This window comes from Acidovorax sp. KNOB132 (genome assembly GCF_057541515.1).
In genome coordinates, this window is sequence record NZ_BAAJYT010000356.1 from 1 (window position 1) to 2944 (window position 2944).

The window sequence follows — 2944 nt, forward strand, 5'->3', positions numbered from 1 at the left end:
CAAGGTGGCGAGCAACAACCCCGATGGGTTCGATCAGCTGGGTGCGACGCTGGCCAACACCTCTTCACTCATGCAGGAGGCCGGGCAGGCCGTGTCGTCGGTGAACGCCACCATCGGCGCATTGGCGGATGCCAAGTCTTCGCAGATCGCCAGCATGGGGGCAGGCATTGCGGCCATGACCGGGGGCGCGGCGGGCGGCTTGGCCTCGCTGGCCAAGATGGCAAGTTCCCGCTCGGGTGGCGATGGAGGAGGGGGCGCGGAAACGGCCATGCCCACCAACACCGACCCTGCCATGCCGGATGCGCGTGGCCTGATGGATTTGTCCAAGGACATCACCAAGCCGATCGTGTCCATCGTGAGCCCGGAAGGGCAAAGCATGATCAGTCCCAAGCCCATCGTCGTCAGCTCGGGCCAGAGCACTTCGGTGCACGCCCAGCAGCACGTGACCATCTCCAGTGGCGCGCAACTCACGCAGTTGGCCAAGGGCGGCATGCTCACGCATGTGACTTCGGGCGGGCAAAGCAACATGGTCTCGGGCGGTGACGTGGCCTCCGTGGCCCAAACCGGCAACATGAATCTGGTGGCGGAGCAGAACATATCGCTGTCCTCCACCAGCCTGAACGCCAACGTGCTGGCCAAGGAAAACGTGGTGGTGAATGCGCAGAGCGACACGGTGTTTGTGAACGCGGGCAAGAACATCACGCAGGTGGCAGGAGAGAGCATGACCCTGGTTTGCGGCGCGGCGTCCATCACCTTGAAGGCCGATGGCACGATCGTGCTCAATGGCGTGAAAGGCGTCTTCAATTTCCAGGACGACCTTGACCAGTTCGGGAAAAAGATCAACCTCAATTGCTGATGACCTCCGCCCAAGGCCTCCAGAAGAAAAAAACCATGCTTTATCACTTCCAAGAAGGCCACATCACGGCACCGCCCCATGTGACGGACCGCACCATGCACCTGCTGGCGCCCGAGCCCGGCTCCGGCGGCATGACCATCGCGATCTCGAAGGACCCGCTGGAGGCGGACGAAACGCCTCCGGAGTTCTTGAAGCGCCAGTTGAACGATCTTTCCCGGCAAGTGAGCAAATTCACCCGCAGCGAGATCGAGCCCGCATTTTTGGGGGCCGGCCAAAAAATCGGCGGCTCGAAGTTTTCGGTGAGCTACAAGCAGCAGGGCAAAACGGTTTACCACGTGCAGTCGCTGTTCCTGCTGCCGGACACGCGCCAGGTGCTGAGCCTGACGTTCTCGCTGCCGGTCCCTTTCACCGATGAGCACCACAAGATGGTGAGCGATGTCTTGGGGAGTTTCGTCTTGCGTGAGTGACGACGGGGCGACGACCCGAACGCACGTGCCTGAAGGCACGGCTTGAAAAAAGATGGAGACAAAACATGGGTGGACTGGCGGCGGCGAGGCTGGGCGACGACATCGGGCACGTGTCGGTGTGGTCGAGGCTGGCGCGGGTGGGGTTGCGGCTGGCGTCGGGGATGGTGGAGACCTTGCTGGTGGCAGGTGCGGTGGCGCTGTTGGCTGGGGTATCGGTGGCCACCATGGGCTGCGGGGCGATCCTGGCGTGCGGCCTGCTGGCTGGCTTCATCGGAGGGGCGACCGGCTGGAGCAGCTACAAGGAAAAGAAGATCCAGGAGATGACCGAGGACATCGGTGAACTGGAGATCACGGGCAAGCTGGGCGCGCAGGGGGCGGGCACCGTTCTCATCGAAAAACGCCTGGCTATGCGGGCCGTCGCCGACTTCACCGCCTGCAGCAAGCACTCCTCTCCCAACCCCAATTTCATCGCCGAGGGCACCGACAGCGTCTTCATCGAGACCTTTCCCGCTGCGCGCAAGGGCGACAAGCTCATGTGCGCCGCGCAGATCGCCACCGGCGCGGACACCGTCTTCTTCGGCGGCAACAAGACTGCCTACCTCAATGTCGCCGACGACAAGCTGTGGTGGGAGACCGCGCTGGAGATCGGTGTCGGCCTGGCCATGGGGCGCGGCAACTTCCTGGGGCGGGTGGGGTGCCTGGCCATGGGCGCCGTCGTCGGCATGGCCGGCGAGTGGCTCGGGCGCGGGTTCCGGTCCCTGATCGGCTATCCCGTGCACCCCGCGACGGGCGGCAAGGTCCTGGACGGCAGCCGCGACACCGACTTCGTGCTCCCCGGGCCTTTGCCCATCGAATGGCGGCGCTTTTACAGCAACCACGACCACCGTCAGGACACCGCGCACGGCGAGGGCTGGAGCGTGCCCTACGACATCGAACTGCACGTGGTTCGCCCAGCGCCCGGCAGTGGACAGGCCGGGCGCCTCGTTTACGTCAATCCGCAGGGGCGGCACATCGAGCTGCCCTGGGTCGAGCCAGGCAACGCCCTCTTCAACACTGGAGAGGGCTTCATCGTTGGGTGCACCGCCGGGGGGCACTTCGAAGTCAGCGGCCTCGACCACATCCACGAGCAATTCGGCCCGGCACCCGAAGAGCCCGGCACCCATGTCCTCAAGCTCTTGCGCCTGCGCGACCGTTTCGGGCACTGGATCGCGCTGCGTTACGACAGCGCGCGGCGCCTGGTGGGCCTCACCGACCACCTGGGGCGGGTACTGCGGCTGGACTATGCGGGGCAGGCCCGCCAGGTGCAGTCCATCCACCTGGTACAGGCCGCCCCCGGCGAGCAACTGGGCCTGCTCGCCAGCTACCGCTATGCGGCCGAGAGTCCCCATCAGGATCGCCAGGGCGCCGGTCATTCGCCCGAAGACCCCGTGCCTGGCCAGCTCACCGAAGTGCTCGACCGCACGCGCAGCCTCACCCGGCGCTTTGCCTATGCCGAACGCCTTATGGTCCTGCAGGTTGATGCCGGCGGCTTTGCGTGCCACTACGCCTGGGAGAGCGCCGCGCAGGCCAGCGGCCCCGAGCGCCAGGACGGCGCGCGCGGCCCCCAGGGCCAGCGCCTGCG

3 protein-coding genes are annotated in these 2944 nt (G+C 65.6%); all 3 read left to right on the forward strand.

Annotation, left to right across the window (positions count from 1 at the left end; translation table 11 throughout):
• The coding region (locus tag AC27IO_RS22360) for a DUF2345 domain-containing protein (protein WP_498740828.1) at positions 1-856 on the forward strand (856 nt) is incomplete at its 5' end.
• The gene (locus AC27IO_RS22365) at positions 856-1323 is read left to right on the forward strand and encodes a DcrB-related protein (RefSeq protein ID WP_498740830.1); all 468 of its coding nucleotides are present in this window, start codon (positions 856-858) and stop codon (positions 1321-1323) included. The genes AC27IO_RS22360 and AC27IO_RS22365, both read left to right, overlap by 1 nt.
• Positions 1324-1388: 65 nt before the next feature.
• Positions 1389-2944 (forward strand): DUF6531 domain-containing protein (locus AC27IO_RS22370; protein ID WP_498740832.1); only part of this gene is annotated, 1556 nt, incomplete at its 3' end.

Coding starts and splice junctions, on each gene's coding strand:
- AC27IO_RS22365 (WP_498740830.1), top strand. CDS start 856: ATGACCTCCGCCCAAGGCCTCCAGAAGAAAAAAACCATGCTTTATCAC.